Source organism: Rhizobium sp. C104, from assembly GCF_022354505.1.
Classification (GTDB): Bacteria; Pseudomonadota; Alphaproteobacteria; order Rhizobiales; family Rhizobiaceae; genus Rhizobium; species Rhizobium redzepovicii.
This window is the reverse complement of the sequence record NZ_CP092355.1, coordinates 76347-95000: the sequence shown is the minus strand read 5'-3', so window position 1 is coordinate 95000 and position 18654 is coordinate 76347. Positions and strand designations below refer to the sequence as shown.

Annotated in this window: 11 protein-coding genes and 3 pseudogenes; 6 read left to right on the top strand and 8 right to left on the bottom strand. The window is 62.5% G+C overall.

All coding sequences use genetic code 11. The features are described 5' to 3' along the window. Positions 1–71 precede the first annotated feature (71 nt). Positions 72–1355 (bottom strand): extracellular solute-binding protein, encoded by a 1284-nt coding sequence (locus tag MF410_RS34995; RefSeq protein ID WP_097626277.1) that lies wholly within the window; start codon positions 1353–1355, stop codon positions 72–74. A gap of 37 nt (positions 1356–1392) precedes the next feature. Beyond that, positions 1393–3713: pseudogene (locus MF410_RS34990) on the bottom strand (family 78 glycoside hydrolase catalytic domain). 144 nt (positions 3714–3857) lie between these two features. Between MF410_RS34990 and MF410_RS34985 the strand changes: the two are divergent. After that, complete coding sequence (locus tag MF410_RS34985; RefSeq protein ID WP_222134917.1) at positions 3858–4916, top strand: LacI family DNA-binding transcriptional regulator; 1059 nt, start codon at positions 3858–3860, stop codon at positions 4914–4916. 60 nt (positions 4917–4976) lie between these two features. On the opposite strand, the pseudogene MF410_RS34980 reads toward MF410_RS34985, so the two are convergent. Next, positions 4977–5192: pseudogene (locus MF410_RS34980) on the bottom strand (alpha-L-fucosidase); the annotation flags it as partial. Here MF410_RS34980 and MF410_RS34975 point away from each other — a divergent pair. Both MF410_RS34975 and MF410_RS34970 read left to right on the top strand, forming a co-directional pair. Then, a pseudogene (locus MF410_RS34975) lies at positions 5183–5930 on the top strand (mandelate racemase); the annotation flags it as partial. The pseudogenes MF410_RS34980 and MF410_RS34975 sit on opposite strands and share 10 nt — an antisense overlap. Positions 5931–6442: 512 nt before the next feature. Continuing rightward, positions 6443–7200, top strand: a protein-coding gene (locus MF410_RS34970) for an IS5 family transposase (protein WP_239621483.1) whose coding sequence is annotated in 2 segments (ribosomal slippage) — positions 6443–6767 and positions 6767–7200 — 759 coding nt in all. Because the reading frame shifts where the segments join, the coding sequence is not laid out codon by codon here. A gap of 172 nt (positions 7201–7372) precedes the next feature. Here MF410_RS34970 and MF410_RS34965 read toward each other — a convergent pair. Together MF410_RS34965 and MF410_RS34960 are read right to left on the bottom strand one after the other, a co-directional pair. Continuing rightward, positions 7373–10525, bottom strand: coding sequence for an efflux RND transporter permease subunit (locus MF410_RS34965; protein ID WP_239621439.1), 3153 nt, complete (start codon positions 10523–10525; stop codon positions 7373–7375). Beyond that, entirely contained in the window at positions 10525–11625 is a 1101-nt protein-coding gene (locus MF410_RS34960; RefSeq protein ID WP_222134919.1) for an efflux RND transporter periplasmic adaptor subunit, read from the bottom strand. The genes MF410_RS34965 and MF410_RS34960 overlap by 1 nt, the downstream gene beginning before the upstream one ends. A 320-nt stretch (positions 11626–11945) precedes the next feature. Here MF410_RS34960 and MF410_RS34955 point away from each other — a divergent pair, with 320 nt between their 5' ends. The 3 genes from MF410_RS34955 (at position 11946) to MF410_RS34945 (ending at position 15491) form a co-directional block, all read left to right on the top strand. Beyond that, a complete protein-coding gene (locus MF410_RS34955; RefSeq protein WP_222134920.1) occupies positions 11946–12632 on the top strand; it encodes a response regulator in 687 nt (228 codons plus the stop codon). A 2-nt stretch (positions 12633–12634) separates the two neighbouring features. After that, complete coding sequence (locus MF410_RS34950; protein WP_222134921.1) at positions 12635–13924, top strand: ATP-binding protein; 1290 nt, start codon at positions 12635–12637, stop codon at positions 13922–13924. Between the two features lie 115 nt (positions 13925–14039). Then, positions 14040–15491: an efflux transporter outer membrane subunit gene (locus tag MF410_RS34945; protein WP_131711267.1), complete on the top strand. Its 1452-nt coding sequence runs from the start codon at positions 14040–14042 to the stop codon at positions 15489–15491. A gap of 10 nt (positions 15492–15501) precedes the next feature. Here MF410_RS34945 and MF410_RS34940 read toward each other — a convergent pair whose 3' ends face one another. Genes MF410_RS34940 through MF410_RS34930 form a run of 3 tightly spaced genes read right to left on the bottom strand, consistent with a single transcriptional unit; the run spans position 15502 to position 18652 of the window. Then, positions 15502–16338 carry a CoA ester lyase gene (locus MF410_RS34940; protein ID WP_183780235.1) on the bottom strand — a complete coding sequence of 279 codons (837 nt, stop codon included), beginning with the start codon at positions 16336–16338 and terminating at the stop codon, positions 15502–15504. Next, positions 16335–16787 (bottom strand): MaoC family dehydratase, encoded by a 453-nt coding sequence (locus MF410_RS34935; RefSeq protein ID WP_183780233.1) that lies wholly within the window; start codon positions 16785–16787, stop codon positions 16335–16337. The genes MF410_RS34940 and MF410_RS34935 overlap by 4 nt, the downstream gene beginning before the upstream one ends. Next, positions 16787–18652 carry a biotin carboxylase N-terminal domain-containing protein gene (locus tag MF410_RS34930; protein ID WP_239621438.1) on the bottom strand — a complete coding sequence of 622 codons (1866 nt, stop codon included), beginning with the start codon at positions 18650–18652 and terminating at the stop codon, positions 16787–16789. The genes MF410_RS34935 and MF410_RS34930 overlap by 1 nt, the downstream gene beginning before the upstream one ends. Between the last annotated feature and the right edge of the window lie 2 nt (positions 18653–18654).

Below are 18654 nucleotides of genomic sequence, written 5' to 3'. Positions count from 1 at the left end.
ACTGCATAAGTGTTACAGCGTCATTTGCGCGTCCGAAACGATGCGCGGCGCCGTAGCCCCGAAAGACCGCTCTACCAGTTGGGCAGGCCGAGCTGCTTGGCCTGCTTGCGCACATCCTCGTCATAGAGTTTCGCCGCCTCGGCGGGTTGGCGAATACCGGAGCCGACCTCAACGGTGATCTGCTCGAGCGCCGGTCCCTTGACGGGCGACACGAATTCCAAGGCGGGAGTCGTCTTGTCCTTGGCCTCGAAATAGGGAAGCATGTCCTTGATCGCAGGCGGCACGTCGGCCGGCAGATCGCAGCCGTCGACCAGGGAGGGGCCCTGGACCGCGTTGGTTTCCACCATGATCTTGCAGCCCTCGACGCTTCCGGCGAAGTCGACGAATTTTTTCGCTTCCTCGGCATGCTGGCTGGTCGCGGGAATGTAAAGGCCCGGTGGCATCCAGACCGTCAGGCCGTTCGTTGCCGCATCGTCGCTCGGCTGGGCGAAGAAGCCGACATCTGCGAGGTTTTCCGGATAATTCTGTTTGAGCGCACTGACCGCGAAGCTCAGCATCGGATAATGCGCCGCCTCGCCGGTCGATACCATTCTCAAGCCGTCGTCGTAGCTTGCCGCGCCGAAGTCTTCGTTCATCAGGCCGGCGTCGTGAACGTCCTTCAGCCGTTCGAAGCCCTTCATAGCCGCCGGTGTCTCCGCATATTTCGCCTTGTTGGCGGTATAGTCCGCGGCGAAATTCGGCACGGCGGCATGCAGATTGTAATAATCGGCCAGAACGAACAACTGCGAAGTCCAGGTATCGCGATAGGTCTGCGCCACGGCGACCTTGCCGGATGCCTTGACCTTGGCGTTGTTCGCCATGAAATCCGCCCAGGTCTTCGGAACGGAGAGGCCGAGATCCTGATAGATCTTCCTGTTGTAGAGGATCCCGCCGGCCATCGCCGTGCCGAAAGGAACGCCGTAGAGTTTATCGCCGGCGCTGACCACCGCCTTGAAGCTTTCGTCCACCTTTGCCTGTGACGGCAGGCCGCTCAGATCGACAAGTTTCTGCGTGGGCTTGAGCGCCTGTAAGAGCGAACCGGAATTATAGAGGAATACATCGGACATCTCCCCTGTCGCCAAGCGCGTCTTGATGATGTTGTCGCCCTCGCCGCCGCCCGGCCGCTGTTCGATTTCGATCGTCACGTCGGGCGCCTTGGTCTGATAGGCGGCAACCAGGGCCTCGGCTGCTGCGACCGTGTCGGGATTGTTGTCAATCAGGAAAGACAGCGTGGTTTCTGCATGCGATGGACCGGCCGCTGCCAACGCCAGAAGCGTGGATGCGCCCGCAAGAATGCGCTTTATCCGATGTGTCATGACGTTCCTCCTCTGAACGGTGTGACGTTTATGCTCCTCAAAATTCGGGTAGAGAAAAGACCAGTTGGTGCGTTCCCGGGGGAGAACGGCCTCCTCGCCGACGGGCTTTCCGTTCAGCGAGGGGTTCTGATGCCGCCGTCCGGGCCGGAAGCGGCCGATGCAGCCTTCCGGAAGGGTCAGCACATAGGTGACCTCGCTGCCGGTGCAATGCCAGCCGGCCTCGATGCGGCCCTGGCTGACGTCATGATGGGCCGCAACCGGCGAGAGGCCGGGGATCGGCGCGGGATCGACGATCACCTCGGCAAAGCCGGGCGCGCTCGGGTTCGGCGAAATTCCGGCGACGCATTCGAACAGCCACTGGCAGACGGCGCCATAGGCGTAGTGGTTGTAGCTGTTCATGTCGGGTTCGTAGATGGTGCCGTCAGGCGCCATCGAATCCCAGCGCTCCCAGATTGTCGTCGCCCCCTTCGAAACCTGATAGAGCCAGCCCGGCACATTCTCCTGCAGGAAGACCTTTTCGGCGAGATCGTCCATCCCGAGCTTCGTCAGCGCCGGCAAAAGGGCAGGGGTGCCGATGAAGCCGGTGCCGATCCGGTAATCGGCATCGATGACCACCTGCCGGAAATGCCGCCGGGCAGCCTCATGATGTTCCTGTGGGATCAGATTGTGCAGGAAGGCCAGCGCATAGGATGTCTGGTCGTTGTGCGCGAGCCGCCCCGCCGGCGTGATGAACTCGTCGGCGAAAGCCCGCCGGATCTCGCCGGCGCGCCGCTTCATCTCGTCTTCAAGTTTTTGCTCGCCGAGAACGGCGGCGATCCTTGCAAGAAGGTCGGTGGAGATGAAGTGGTAGAGTGTGGCCGCGCAGTCGTCGGCAATCGTCGGACGCGGCTTGCGGTTGTCGCCGACCGGCTGCAACCAGTCGCCGAAAGTAAAGCCGCGGGCGCCCCAATGCGACGGCGGATGCACGATCGGGCCATCCGAAATGGACCAGACGAAATCGACCCAGCGCACCATTGAGGCTAGGCATTCCGCCAGAACCGCCCGGTCGCCGTAATGGGTGTAAAGCACCCAGGGGATCACGACGATCGCATCGCCCCAGCCGGTCGAGCCCGCATAACCCGGGAAATTGGCGGGATGCAGGCGCGTCGGGTCCGGCGAAAAATGCGAGACGGCGCCGTCCTCTCGCTGATCGGCCATCACATCGCGCAGATATTTCCTCAGGAACGACTGGCTGTCGCTCAGCCAGCAGGCGGTTGCAGCAAACACCTGCGCGTCGCCGGTCCAGCCCAGGCGTTCGTCGCGCTGCGGGCAATCTGTGGGCACTTCGACGAAATTGGCGCGCTGCGACCAGATGGTATTCTGGACGAGGCGGTTGACGAGCGGGTTGCCCGAGGTGAACGCGCCGGCCGGTTCCGGCACCGATGAGATCGGGATGGATGCGATTTCAAGAATCTTCGCATTTCCCGTGATCGTCACCCTGGCATAACGGAAGCCGTGGAATGTGAAATGCGGCGCATAGGTCTCGTCGCCGTCGCCGCGCACTGTGTAGAGCGTGTGCGCCGCGGCCGTGCGATAGTTGCGATTGTCGAAATGCCGGTCGGGGCCGAGCACTTCCGAGTGCTCCACCCGCACTTCGGCACCGCCGACGCCGCGGACTGTATATCTGACGTAACCGCCGACGTTCTGGCCGAAATCATAGATCGTTCTGCCGTCGTCGTCGGTCCAGCTTTCGACGGCGGCGAGCGGTTGCAATTCCCGCACTGCTGCCGTCTCATGCGCGACGAGCAGCGCCGTGTTGAACGGCAATCTTTCGGTGCCGTGCGTTTCCGTGGGATTTTCCAGCAGCGCGTCATAGATCTCGCCGAAATAGATCCCCGATTTCAGGATCGGCAGCCTGCCGCTGCGCCAGGTCGTGTCGGTGGAAAGAATGACGCCGCCCGGTCCCACAAGATCCGCAATAGCGCCGATCCTGTCGCCCCAGCAGTTCGGGATCGGCTTGGTGCCCCACATCAGGGGCGACCGGTACCATCCGTCGGCAATCCAGATCTCGATGCGATTGAGGCCCGGCTTGATGAGGCTGGAAACATCGTAGCGCTGATAGGCGATGCGATCGTCGTAATTCGTCCAGCCCGGCGTCAACAGGTCGTCGCCGACGCGCGCGCCATTGATGAAGCAGCGGTAAAGGCCGAGGGCGGAGATGAACAGTTCGACGGGAAGTTCGGCGCCATCATGTTCGAAGCTTTTGGAGACGAAGCTTGCGGCGGTTCCCTGGCCGCCGTCCGACAGGGGCGCGATCATCTCTCCCGACCAGGCGCGCGAAACGAGATTGCCGCTTATGGCTGCCGGCTGAAAGTTCATCAAATCCTCCCGATGAAATGTAGAACGTTCTCCATATAACGTTCTACATTTTCTTCGGAAGCGCAATAGAAATTTCATCGCCAGTCTGCCATGGTGGTTTCGCGGGCGATTAATGACGGCTCGCAGCCGCAAGCCAGAGAGTCCATGTCAGTCGAAGACAAACAGAAGCCGCAACGAAACGATCGCGTGACGATCCGAACAGTGGCAACCCATGCAGGCGTCTCGGTCGCAGCGGTTTCCAAGGTGATGCGAAACGCCTACGGCGTCAGTGAGGCGCTGCGCGCCAAGGTGACGGATGCCATCGAGACGCTCGGCTATCGTCCCTCGCGGGCAGCAAGAGGCCTGCGCGGCCGCAGTTTCACCATCGGCGTGCTGCTGATCGACATCCGCAATCCTTTCCTCCCGGAAGTGATCGCCGGCGTCAACGGGGTACTGGCGCCTTCGCATTATCAGGCGATGATCGGCGTCAGCGATGCGCGCGTGCAGCTGGAGACGTCGTTGATCGAGTCGATGATCGACTACAAGATGGACGGGCTCGTTCTCGTGGCGCCGCGACTGCCCTCGGAAATCCTCGCCAAGTTCGCGGCCCAGATCCCGATCGTCGCTGTCGGCTACCACGATGCCGGCGCCACGGCCTTCGACACCGTCAATGCCGACGATCAGCGCGGCGCGGAGATCGCGGTGGAAGCGCTGCTTGCCTGCGGCTATCGCGACATCGAAATGCTCAGTCTCGGCGAGCGCGAAGGGCATGCGGTTTCCGTCGTCCGCCAGCGTGAGATCGGGTACCGCCGAGCGATGCAGCGCGGCGGGCTCGGCGCCTCCGCGCCGATCGGCAAAATTCCGATCGCCCCGCTGAAGCGGGAAGCCGCGATGCGAAAATTCCTCGCGAGGAAAGACAGGCCGCGCGCCGTATTCTGCTGGAGCGATCTCGACGCGATCACGCTGCTGAGCCTGGCGATGGAAATGGGCGTGCGCGTGCCCGAGGACCTCGCGGTCATCGGATATGACAATTCGTCGACCGCAGCCCTCGGCCTCGTCAATCTCGCCAGCATCGATCAGTCGGGCAGGGAGCTTGGCCAGATCGCGACCCGGACCCTCATCTCCAGAATTGAAGGCCGCACCGCGGCCGAGCATATTCTCCAGACACCATCGCTCGTCAGCCGCAACAGTCTGATCGGGTCTGAGGACGCGAGACAAGGCTGATGCCGACCGAGCCGGTCTCCTGAGCGGGCACCATGTCGTGCCCGCTCAAGGCACTGCACCTTAATCCTGAACGCCAGCAGCGCTCCCCGCCTTCAGCTTGACCTCGATGACCGGGACGACGACCTTGGGGCGGCGCAGCGGCAACACGAATGTCAGTTCGTCGTCGCCGACGGGGAACTGGGTGTTCGTCCACAGCGTATTGGCGGACGGGCGCAGCCAGGTGACCTCACTGGCATCGTGCAGGAATTGCGCATATTCGATCTTGCCGGCCAGGGAACCGCTGGTTCAAGATCAAGCTTTCTGGCGTGGTCGATGCCGATATCGACCGGCTGGCGCGGATCGCCGTCGTGCTGGACCGCCTGCCGGACTATCGGCTGACGGTCGACAGCAACGAACAATTCAGCTCTGCCGAACCGCTTGCCGACCTACTGGCGCGCATCGCGGGGATGCCGCCGCTGGCACGGTTGCGTGCGTGGGGCCATTGCCTTTGTCGAACAGCCGTTCTCGCGCGCGATCACCATGGAAACACCGCTCGGGGCTCTGGCGGCGCAGCTGCCCTTCCTGATCGATGAGAGCGACGATGGCGACGAGGCCTTCGCCCGCGCCCGTGAGCTTGGCCATACCGGCGTCTCCTCGAAAACCTGCAAGGGCGTCTATCGCTCGCTTCTCAAGGCGATCCGCATCAGGACGACAGGCGTGCCGGGCCTGTTCCTCTCCGGCGAAGACCTGACCTGTCAGGTCGGGCTTGCCGTGCAGCAGGATGTGGCGCTGGTTTCGCTGCTCGGCCTCTCCCATGTCGCGCGTAACGGCCATCACTATGTAGCCGGCATGCAGGGTGCGCCGCAGGCGGAGATGGCGCGTTTTGCGGCGGCCCACCCGGATATTTACGAGCAGGGTGCCGAAGGACCGCTGTTGTCGATCCGCGACGGAAGGATCTCTATCGCTTCGCTGGGGGCGATCGGCTACGCCAGCAGCGCCTTGCCCGATTTCGAGGCGATGAAACCGCTGTCGTGAGCGCGCGATGAATCACCCCGTTCCGCCAATTGAAATGTCTTCCGACAGAGCATCACGCTCTTTGCGAAGGCTCTCCGCACGGCCTGGTTCAATCGCTTCGCTCAGAAAATGAGAGAGCAAGACGTAGTTATCTTGCAGGCAAAGTCGAAGAACTTTGGCAATTCTATAGTCGTAAAATATCGAGTGAAACGGACGCGCCCTCCGCGAAATCGCGGCGAGTATGACTTTCCCCTCCGCGAAGCGGCCAAGCAGAATATTTCGAGGTGCCTTGGACACACGACCCTCCGGATTGAGCTGAGGTCGATCTCTAATAGCTGTGCGGATGTCAAGCGCAGTTAAGGAAGTGTAAAGTTTGGTAAAGATTCTCGTGGCGACGTGCGCGCTGCGCTGCGGGCAGTCGATCGAGACGGGGAAACTGCAATCAGGATGAGTGCTCGGACTAGGAGTTCGTGGACTCTTGGGATTCCCAAAGGTGAGCAAATCAGATTCAAGACTGTCTTTTGGAGGCAGTCATGGGTGTTTTAGATCGTCTCATTCGAGATGACCAGTGGGAGCGGATGTCTCGTCATATCATTGGCGATGATCGCACGCGCGGTTCGTCTGGACGTGACAATCGCATGTTTGTGGAAGCGGTCTTGTGGATCGTGCGGACGGGTTCGCCCTGGCGCGATCTGCCGGAGGTGTTCGGTGATTGGAACAGCGTGTTTCGCCGCTTCAGCCGCTGGAGCCAAAAGGGTGTCTGGTGGCGTGTCTTTGAGGCGATGTCGGAGGATGCCGACTTCGAATATCTGATCGTCGACAGCACTATTATTCGCGCCCACCAGCACGCCTCCGGCGCAAAAAAGGGGCTGAAGATCAGGCCCTTGGCCGTTCTCGCGGCGGCTTGAGCACCAAAATCCATATGGCCGTGCGTGGCCTTGGATGTCCCGTTCGTTTCATTCTGACCGCCGGTCAGAAAGGCGATGCACCGCAAGCCGATCTCCTGATCGAAGACCTACCAGCCGAGGTCGTCATGGCCGATACCGCCTACGACAGCGACCGGCTACGCAAACTCATTGCCGACAAGGGCGCGCAAGCGGTCATCCCGAACAGCCCCTCGCGTGCCAAGAAGTATCCGCTCGACAAGCAACTCTATGCTCAGCGCTATCTCGTCGAATGCTGCTTCTCGAAGCTCAAGCAGTTTCGACGCATCGCCACACGATATGAGAAAACCGTTCGAAACTACAAAGCCATGATCGCTCTGGCCGCAACAATCCTATGGCTCAGATAAGTGTCCACAGCTCCTAGCGTTTCTAGAAGATGCAGGACGCGCAGGCGGCTTGTGGCCGCCTGCGGGGAATACGTCCCGCGGTCTTGTTCCGGGGGAGGGGAACGCGACCGAAGAGGGTGCCGTCGCCGGCCTTGTGCGGTGGGGCAGCGTCTGCCCAATCACCTGTGGGGCATCATCTCTGAGCTTGTCCCCGTTTCGAAATCTCAGGCTGGAAGGCGATCGCCGCGTGATCGTTGGACGCATGCGGCTTATCCCCGGCGATGTCCTCGGCCAGTCCGATCCGGCGCAGGACCCGTTTGAGGATCTGTTCCAGATCGTCGACGAAAGTGAAGATGACGGGGATGACGATGAGGCTGAGCAGCGTCGACATCACCACGCCGCCGATCACGACGATTGCCATCGGCTGGCGGAAGCTCGAATCACCGCCCATCAGGCTGAGTGCCGCCGGCAGCATGCCCGAGGCCATGGCAATGGTGGTCATGACGATCGGCCGTGCGCGCTTATGGCAGGCATCCACTAAGGCGTCGAATCTCGACATGCCACGCTGACGCGACATGATCGCATATTCGATGAGCAGGATGGAGTTCTTCGTCACCACGCCCATCAGCATGAGCAGGCCGATGACAACAGGCATGGAGAAGCTCGTTCCGGTCACCACCAGCGGCACCAACGCGCCGCCGAGCGAGAGCGGCAGCGCCATCAGAAGCGTCAGCGGCTGCAGGAAATCGTGGAAGAGCAGCACCATGACCGCATAGATGCAGAACACGCCGATCGCCATCGCCAGCCCGAAACTCTGGAACAGCTCCGAACTGCGCTGAACTTCGCCCTGGTTGACCACGGTGACGCCCGAGGGCAGATGACGAAGTGCCGGCAGCGCCTGCGCTTCGCGGTTGACGTCGCCGAGGATGCGGCCATTGAGTTCGACGGAAAGGGTAACATTGCGCATCCGGTCGATCCGATCGATCTCCGACGGGCTGCCGCCGATCTTCACATCGGCGATCGATCCGAGATCGACGTTGCCGTTGGTTCCCGCGACCCGCATGTTCTTGATGTCGTCCAGATTGGTCCGCGCCTCGGGCGAGAAGCGGACGACGATCGGAATCTGCCGCTGAGGCAGGTTGAGCTTCGGCAGGTCGGCCGAATATTCGCCGTTGGTCGCCACGCGCACGGCCTCGGCGATGGCGCTCGACGTTACCCCAAGTGCGGCGCTGCGCGCAAAGTCGGGCGTGATCTGGATCTCGGGCGCCTGTCTGGCTGCGGTCGATGTCACAGCGCCGATGCCCTGCAGTGAGCGGAGCTGCTCCTCGAGCGCCGTACTGGCGCTGTCGAGGACATTTGCATCGTCGCCAGCCAGCGTGATCTCGAGTTTCGTGCCATTGCCGCCGCCGCCGACCTCCACGCGCACGCCGGGGAGGATGGAAAGCGCCTGCCGGATATCGTTTTCGATTTCCGACTGCTTGCGGTCACGCTCGTCGATGGGCGGCAGCACGGCAACGATCGTCGCCGATCCGACATCGCTCGTGGTGCCGGCGTCGGGACCGCCGCCCGAGGACACCGATCCGACGGCGGAGAAGACATGGGTCACGTCGGGAAGCTTGCCGATGATATCCGCGGCCTTCCTGCTGGTGGCGTCGGTCTGCTCGATGGTGGCGCCCGGCTGCATGGTCAGCGTGATCTGGGTCCGCGCGTCGTCGGACGCGGGCAGGAAGCCCGATTTCAACAGGGGAATGGTCGAAAGCGAGAGCGCCACGATGACGGCGGTGACGGCCACGGTCGTCTTCCTGCGGTGCATGGCGGCCTTCACGATTGATATATAGGCGCGCATGATCCGGCCGTCCTTCTCCTCGGTCGGATGGGCCTTCATGAAATAGGCGGCCATCATCGGCGTCAGCAGGCGAGCGACGACCAGCGAGGCGAGAACGGCAACGGCAGCGGTGATGCCGAACTGGCGGAAGATAAGGCCCGGTATGCCGCTCATGAATGCTGTCGGCAGGAACACCGAAACCAGCGTGAAGGTGGTTGCGATGACGGCAAGCCCGATCTCGTTGGCTGCTTCGAGAGCGGCATCGATCGGCCGCTTGCCCATCTGCAGGTGGCGGGCGATGTTTTCGATCTCGACGATGGCATCGTCGACAAGGATGCCGACCACCAGCGACAGCGCAAGCAGCGTGACGATGTTCAGGCTGAAGTCGGCGAGATACATGACAAGGAAGGTCGGTATAACGGACAAGGGCAGCGCCACGGCCGACAGGATCGTCGCCCGCCAGTCCCGGAGGAAAAGCCAGACGACGATGATCGCCAGGATCGCGCCTTCGTAGAGCATGTGCATCGAGCCATCGTAGTTGCCGATGATCGGACCGATCGTGCTGTAAGCCTCTTCGATCTCAACGTTGGAATGCTTGGCGGCGAACTCCCCGATCGCCTTGTCGACATCGGCGGCGACACCGCTGTCGGAAAATCCGTTCGAGCGCTTGATCTCGACCGCGATCACCGGCTTGCCGTCGAGATAGGCCATCGAGGAGCGCTCGGCGAAGCTGTCGCTGATGGATGCGACGTCGTCGAGGCGAACCTGCTGGCCGTTCGCCAGCGGGATTTTCAGCCCCTTCAGCGCCTCGACCGATGGCAGGGCACCGAGCGTGCGCAAGGTCTGGCGGGTGCCGCCGATTTCGCCGAGGCCGCCCGACGTATCCGTCTGCATGGCCTTCAGCTGCGACGATACGGTGGCCGCGGTGACGCCGAGCGACGCCATCGTCGCGGGATCGAGATCCACATGCACCTCGCGGTCGATCCCGCCGATGCGGTTGACTTGCCCGACACCGGGCACCGAAAGCAGTGCCTTGGTCAGATCATTGTCGACGAACCAGGAAAGCTCGGTCTCGTTGAGAGCGGTCGAGCGGACGGCATAGGTGACCAGTGCGGAGCTCTGTACGGTGACCTTGGTGACGCTCGGTGTTTCCATCTGCGCCGGCAGGTCGCCTTTGACGCTGTCGACGGCATTGCGGACTTCGTTCAGGGCCGTTTCGCTGTCTTTTTCCAGCTTGAAGGACACCTTGACCGAAACGGTTCCATCCGTGATCGTCGTGGTGATGTGATCGAGATAGCTGAGCGCGGCAAGACTGTCCTCGATCGTGCGGGCAACCTCGGTTTCCAGCTGCGTCGGCGCCGCGCCGTCGAGCGTCGCGGTGACGTTGATCGTGGGAAGATCCATGTCGGGGAAATTCTGGATCGGCAGCTGTTTGAAGGCCAAGAGCCCGCCGGCTGTCAGCATCACAAACAGCAATATCGCCGGTACGGGGTTACGGATCGACCAGGCTGAGAAGTTCATCAGTTTGTCTCCGCAATCTTCACGAGGTCGTTGTCGGACAGGAACGCGCCGCCCGAGTTCACCACTTTCGCCGAGCGATCGATGCCGGAGACGATTTCCACCTCGCCATTGTTGCGGCGGCCGGTTTCCACTCTGACCTTTCTGACCCGCTGATCCTCACCTGAAGTGAAGAGGTAACTGATGCCATCCCGGAACACGATCGCCGTCTCCGGAACGGTCAGTGCCGGCGAGGTCTGCAACTCGATATTGCCGGTGACATAGAGACCGGTGCGCGGCCGGACATCGGTGGGAAGCGCCACATAGACGATTGCCCGGCTGGTATCGGTGCTGACCGAAGGCCCGACAAGTCTCACCTTGCCGTCGATGACCTGGCCGTACGGTCCGTTGATCCTGACGCTCAAGCCTTCCGAAATGCGCGGGAGGTAGCGTGCTGACACTTCGGCCTGCCATTCGACACGCTGCTGGCGAACCATGCGAAACAACTCGGTGCCGGCGGAGACGACGGCGCCGAGATTGGCGGAACGCGACGTGATCACCCCGTCGTCGACGGCCGTGATTGTCGTCTGCGCAAGCTTGATCTTTTCGGTGTCGAGCGCGGCTTCTTCGGACGCAACACTTGCCGTCGCCGTCTGCTCATCGGCCAGATATTCGACGATCTTCTCGTCGGAAAGCGCGCCGGAAGGTTGCAGCTGTCGCGCCCGGTCGGCATTGGCCTTGGCCTTCGACAGGCTTGCCTTGGCGTTTTCGACCGCCGCCTCCTGCTTGCGGAGATCGGCGAGCACGCTCTCCTGCGAAAGCTGGACGAGCGTCTGTCCCTTGGTGACCACGGAGCCGACGTCGACCAGGACATCGGTTATGCGCAGGCCGCTGGTTTCGGAGGCGATGACCGCTTCCTGCCAGGGCTTCAGCCAGCCGCTCGCGGGAACGGTCTCCGGCCAGTCCCGCTGCGCCGGCGCCGTTAGGGAGACGGTGAGGGCGGGCGCCGCCGCCTGCTCGGCCGCGGCATTGCGCAGGGGGAAGAAAAGCGCGGCCGCAACGAGAGCGGCGGCGCATAGCCTGGATGGTTTTCTCAACGATGCACTCCTTGTGGTCAAAGGCATCGCTGCCTTTTCCCGATCCGCGATCAACTCGATGACGGATTGCGGCTCATGCACGGCAATCCGATCCCGGCTCGCGTCGATGTCATGGCAGGTTAAGTAACGGACCGAACGTTAAGTGCGGTCAAGTTAGTGTTAAGTTGGGTAAAACTTGGCCGCGCGACTGTGCATGTGCTGTATGGCTGCCGGGATTCGAGCATGATGCCGAAAAGTGTGAGCGGTTTTCTCAAGACATCATGCTCTAACTCTTTAATGGAGAACAGGATTCAGATTTTAGGCCGACCGGGCCTAAAATCATCCTGTTCTAATGACGGACGAAGTGAATGAACAAGGTTCTCCTCATCGACGACGATGCCGAGCTGACGACGCTTCTGCAGGAATATCTGATCGAAGAAGGGTATGACGTCGCAACGGATACCGACGGTCGCGCCGCCATTGCCGCTGCCGCCGGCAATACCGTCGATATCATCGTGCTCGACATCATGATGCCTCGGATGAACGGGATCGAAGTTTTGCAGAGAATCCGGAAACTGAGCCAGATTCCCGTACTGATGCTGACCGCAAGAGGCGACGACGTTGATAGGATATCGGGCCTCAATCTCGGTGCCGACGATTATGTGCCGAAGCCATGCTCGCCGGGTGAATTGGCGGCGAGGCTGCGCGCCATCCTGCGCCGCGCCGGGCAGCCGGCAGCCGGCGCATCGACCGACACGATCAGGGCGGGGCAGCTGGTGATTCACTCCGGCAGCAGAAGTGCTGAATGGCGCGGCGAGACTTTGGAGCTGACCGGCACCGAATTCAGCCTGCTCGAAGTCCTCGCCCGCAGCGCCGGTCAGCTGGTGTCGAAGCAGGATATTTCAAAGCGGGCCTTCGGCAAGCCGCTCACGCCGTTCGACCGCCGTATCGACGTCCATATCAGCAGCGTTCGCCAGAAGCTCGGCCTGAGGGAAGACGGACAATCCTGGATCCAGTCCGTCCGCGGTCAGGGCTATCAACTTCTCGTGGACTGACCATGCCCCGGCTTTTCTGGAAATTCTTCAGGATCATCTGGCTGACGCTGGCCGCAAGCCTCGCTGTCATCATCCTTATCGTCAAACTGCTTCAGGCGGTTCCCTTCGCAGGTGAGCTGGAACAGGAGCGGCGGGCGCTCGTGCTGAACCTGACGGCAAATATTCTGGTTGAGGACGGCGAAGACGCCGCGGCCCGTTTTGTCAGCACAAGCGAGAAGACTCAGCCACTGGGCCTCAGCCTTGCGAAACCTGCGCAAGCCGATGCCTGCGCCGGGAAGAACACGGTGACCACCCGATCCGTGCTGAAGGATGGCGTGTGCTATCGGCTTTCCGTGTCGGCTCCAGCCAGTTCCATCTTCGACAATCTTGGTCCGTTCATGCCGTGGTTCACCATACTGATCGCCAGCACGATCGCGGCCGGCGCATTGGCGCGATATCTCATTCGCCCCGTCGTGCATCTGCGCGACGGTCTGAGCGCGCTTGCCCATGGCCGCTTCGATTTTCGCATCGGCGACAAGATGGCTGGCCGAAAGGATGAGGTGACGGCACTCGCCTATGATTTTGATGCGAGCGCCGCCCGGCTTCAGGAATTGCAGGATGCGCAGCAGAGGCTGTTCCACGACGTCTCCCACGAACTGCGTTCGCCTTTGTCCCGCCTGCAGGCGGCCGTCGGCGTTCTCAGGCAAAGCCCGGCCAAACTCGGCGCCATGCTCGACCGTATGGACCGGGAAGTCGAACGGCTCGATACGCTGGTCGGCGAGGTTCTGACCCTTGCCAGGCTGACGGCGGGTTCCGGTCGGCCGCTGAAGACGCAGACCCTCGACGTCATCGAGCTGCTGAATGAAATCCTCGGCGACGCGGCATTCGAGGCCCAGGCCCGCGAGGTGACGATCACGACGAGTGTCGACGGCGTCTTCCGGGCCGAGGTCGAAGGCGAACTGATCTACAGGGCGCTCGAAAACGTCGTCCGCAACGCCGTCAAATATACGGCCGAGCATTCGCGCATATCAGTATCCTGCGAGGTAGGGGCCGACCGCCTTACGATCCGCGTTGGGGATCAGGGGCCAGGTGTCGGCCGGGACGAGCTCGAACGCATCTTCCAGCCGTTTTCCCGCGGCAAGGACGCCGTGCCGAGAGGCGGATACGGCCTGGGACTTGCCATCACCCGGCAGGCGATCGAACGTCACGGCGGGCGCGTGCATGCCTCGCTGCCGGAGGCCGGCGGCCTGGCGATTATGCTGGAGCTTCCGAGGCGGCCGATGCCCTATGGTGTGGCCGGCGATGAAAGCTGATTTAGACCGCTCGACGGGCGGTGCCGGATTTTACCTAACTTTACAGTTTCTTAACCGCCATTAACGCTGGTCTCGCTAAGCCTGAACCCACGATCCCGGTTCGGAAGGCTCGCCCGTGAGTACGTCGCTTCGCACAAGACTATCATCCCTCCGCTACGCCGCATCCGCACTGACGTTTCTGCTGACCGGCTGCGTCAGCGGCCCGGATCATGTTCCTCCGCAAATGCCGCTTCCGGTCAAATTCGAAGAAGGGGGCAACAAGAGCAACGGCAATGTCGTGACGGCCGAGTGGTGGACGGCCTATCGCGACAAGCGGCTCGACGGTCTGGTGGCGCACGGCCTCAGCGAGAACCTCGACGTGCTGCAGGCGCTCGAAAGCATCAACTCGGCTTCGGCCAATGTCACCGTTGCCGGCGCCGGCGGCTTGCCGAGCCTGACTGTCGACGCTTCGCACACATCATCCGGCGAGAAGGGCCGGCTGCGCACGACCGTCGGCACCACGAACACGACGGGTGGCGAGGCCAGCCTCTCCTGGCTGCTCGATTTCTTCGGCCAATATCGTCGCTCCAGGGAGAGCGCAATTGCCTCGTTGGGGGCCGCCTATGCGACCGCAGATAACGCCAAGCTCACTTTTCTGAAAGACCTCGTCGAGAGCTATATAGACGCCCGCTACTACCAGGAGCGCATTGTGCTTTCAAAAGCGAGTTTGAAATCCCGCCAGCAGACTTACGAACTGACGCAGCTGCAGTTGAAAGCCGGTGCCGCCTCCCGCCTCGACGTCGTGCAGGCGGAGGGCCTGGTACAGTCGACAAAATCCGACATTCCCGGCCTGGAAAAGAGCTTCACGGAATCGGCCCATCACATAGCCACCCTCATTGGAATGCCGGCATCCGCGCTGATGGGAGAGCTGCAGAAGAGTGCGGGCCAGCCGGTGTTCCGCGGCGATCTTCGCGCTGGCATTCCGGCCGATCTGATCCGCAACCGTCCCGACATTCGCAAGGCCGAACGCGAACTGGCGGCCGCCGTTGCCGATATCGGTGCAGCCGAAGCCCAGCTCTACCCGTCGATCTCGCTCTCCGGCTCTATCTCGCCGAGTTGGGTCAAATCATCGGGCGCCAAAGGCGCAAGTCTGACCAGCTGGTCCTTCGGACCCTCGCTTAACCTTCCGATCTTCGACGGCGGCACGCTGCGCGCCAATGTCGATATCGAAAAATCCGACGCGAAGACCCAGTATCTCGCCTGGAAGGCGGCAGTGCTGAACGGCGTCGAGGAGGTCGAAAACGCTCTGTCGGCCGTTCGCCGCGACACGCAGACGTTGGAGCCGCTGCGCCGGCAGGTGCAGACGGCGCAGGAATCGCTGGCGCTTTCGACCACGAGCTACAAGGACGGCGCCTCGTCGCTACTCGATATCCTGGAGGCGCAGCGTTCGGTCTCCGATGCCGAGGCAAGCCTTGCCGGCACCGTGCAGCAGGTCGCCAAGGACTACGTCGACCTCTACGTCGCTATCGGCGCCGGTTACCTGGAGCCGCAGCAGGTCGCCACCAAACCAGCCGCAAAGTCGGGCTGATCGGCAGAGGCTATTGTCCGGCGCTCTTCAAAAGGCGGAGCGCGAGCTTGAGATGTGGCAGGTCAAGCATGCGCCCGTCAAGCTGGATGACGCCGGCGTCGGGCCTGGCGGCAAAGGCGGCCGCAACTTTCTCTGCCCAGGCGATTTCGGACGCATCCGGCGTGAAGGCGTGGTTGATCGTCTCGATCTGGCTCGGATGGATGGCCATCATGCCGGAAAAACCGTCGCGCCGGCCGCGGCCGGCATAGGCCCTCAGACCGTTGTGATCGCGGAAATCGGGATAGACGGTTTCGATCGCCGGAACGGCGGCGGCTTGCGCTGCAAATAGCATGAGCGAGCGGGCAAGCTCGTAAGGCGGCGTATAACGGCCGTCGGTCCTCCGCGCGGTCGTAGCCCCCATGGCGGCCGGCAGATCCTCGGCCCCCCAGGTCAGCCCGCAGAGGCTGGCCGAAACCTCCCGATAGCTGCCGATCTCGAAGATGGCGGACGGCGTTTCCGTCGCGATCGGCAGGATGGGAATAGCCGATGCGAGGGAGTTTGCGAGCTTCAGCACGGAAGCGGCCCCCTCGGCCTTCGGCAGCATGAGAGCGAAAGGTTGGAGGCCGGTCAGGGCGGCAAGGTCGTCTTCGAATTCAGGCGAGGCGAGGGGATTGATGCGGATCAGGAGAGCGGTTTCGCCGGAATGGTGCAGGGCGAATTCGTGCACGCTCTCGCGTGCCCTCGGCTTATTCGCAAGCGAAACCGAATCCTCCAGATCGAGAATGACGGCATCGGCGCCCGAGGCGAGGGCTTTTTCGAAGCGTTCCGGCCGGTCGCCGGGCACGAAGAGCAGCGAGCGCAGCCTCATGACGGCTTCACCTTCAGCATCGCCGTGCGCAGGCACTGACAGACGATCTCATCGCGCTGGTTGAGGGTGATGTGCCGGAAGGTCACGATGCCGGCGTCGGAGCGGGAGTTGGAGCGGCGCAGCTCCGTCACCTCGGTTTCCACCCGCAACGTATCGCCGATGAAGACCGGTTTCGGCATCGTCACCTTGTCGTAGCCGAGATTGGCGACGAGCGTGCCGAGCGTGGAGTCGCCGACCGAAAGGCCGACGGTGAGCGCAAAGGTGAAGGTGCCGTTGACGACGATCCGGCCGAATTCGGTGCCGGCCGCATATTCGGCATCGAGATGCAGCGGCTGCGGATTGTGGGAGAGCGTCGTAAACAGCAGGTTGTCGGTCTCGGTGACCGTGCGGCGGATGTCGTGGGCGATGCGGTCGCCGATTGCCCATTCGTCGAAATAGCGGCCGGCCATCACTCCTCTCCCTTCATGACGGTGACGACCAGCTGGTTTTCCGAGACCCTGGCGCCGGGGGAAACCTGCAGTTTGCCGACGATGCCGTCGAAGGGCGCCCGCAGCGTATGCTCCATCTTCATCGCTTCGACCGTCAACAGACGGTCCCCCTTGGCGACCGGATCGCCTTCGGCGATATCCACCGAAATGACAAGGCCCGGCATGGGTGAAAGAATGGCGCCGTCGCCCACGCCGTGATTTGCCTCGACCTCCCCCGCATGGGGCAGGCCGATCGACCAGGCATTGCCCGCATCGAAAAGCACCGTCGCCTCGTTCATCTCGACAGCATTCGCCTCGAGGTCGGCGCGGGCACGGCCCCAATGGAGATGACCGTCAATGCGCACGCGCACGCGGCCGTCGTTTGGCCCGGCGATGCGGAAGCCGGTCAGCGTGGACCAGGGGTCGCCATCCATGTCCTTCGAAAGTGCCGTGGCCGCTTTGTCGATGACGGTTTCATCGGGCTCGCTGGCGACGAGGTTTTCGCCGTGGCGGTCGAGGAAGCCGGTATCGATCCGCGCGGCGCGAAAATCCGGATCATTGGCGATGCGGGCGATGAGGCCGGCATTGGATCTGACCGGCCAGACCTCGATGCCGGCACAGGCGGCGGCGAGCTTCGAAAGGGCGGCCTCACGGTTCGGCCCATGCGCGATGATCTTGGCGATCATCGGATCGTAAAAGGCGGTGATCTCATCGCCCTCAACGACGCCGCTGTCGACGCGGGCCGTCATCGGCAGTTTGAGATGGTCGAGCCGGCCGATCGAGGGCAGATATCCAGCGGCGGGGTTTTCGGCATAGAGCCGGGCTTCGAAGGCCCAGCCCTTCATTGTGATCTCTTCCTGGCTTTTCGGCAGCGGCTCGCCGCTTGCGACCGTCAGCTGCCAGAGGACCAGATCTTCGCCCGTGATTGCCTCGGTGACCGGATGTTCCACCTGCAGGCGCGTGTTCATCTCCATGAACCAGATACGGTCGGGATCGAGGCCAGAGGAGGCATCGGCGATGAATTCGATCGTGCCGGCGCCGACATAGTTGACCGCTCTTGCGGCCTTTACCGCCGCCTCGCAGATCGCCGCCCGGGTGGCGGCATCGAGGCCGGGGGCAGGGGCCTCTTCGATGACTTTCTGGTGACGGCGCTGCAGCGAGCAATCGCGTTCGAAGAGGTGGACGCAATTGCCTGATTTGTCGGCGAAGACCTGAACCTCGATATGGCGCGGATTGGCGATATAGCGCTCGATCAGAACGCGGTCGTCGCCGAAGGCGGAAGCCGCTTCACGCCCGCAGGAGGCGAGACCTTCGGCGAAATCCTGCGGCCGGTCGATGCGACGCATGCCCTTGCCGCCGCCGCCGGCGACGGCCTTGATCAGCACGGGGTAGCCGATGATATCGGCTTCGGCCGCGAGCCTTGCTTCGCTCTGGTCCGAGCCGAGGTAGCCGGGGGTGACGGGCACGCCCGCCGCCTGCATCAATTGCTTGGCGGCGTCCTTCAGTCCCATGGCGCGGATGGCGGCCGGCGGCGCGCCGACCCAGATCATGCCGGCCTCTTCAACCGCTTCGGCGAATTCGGCATTTTCCGACAGGAACCCGTAACCGGGATGGATGGCGGCAGCACCTGACTTTCGGGCGGCTTCCAGGATGCGCTCCTGTGAGAGATAACTCTCTCGGGCCGGCGGCGGGCCGATGGCGATCGCCTCGTCCGCTTCCCTGACAAAGGGCAGGCCGGCATCGGCCTCGGAATAGACGGCGATGGTGCGGATGCCGAGCATCTTTGCCGTGCGGATTATGCGGCGGGCGATCTCGCCCCGGTTGGCAATGAGGAGACTTTCCATCATAC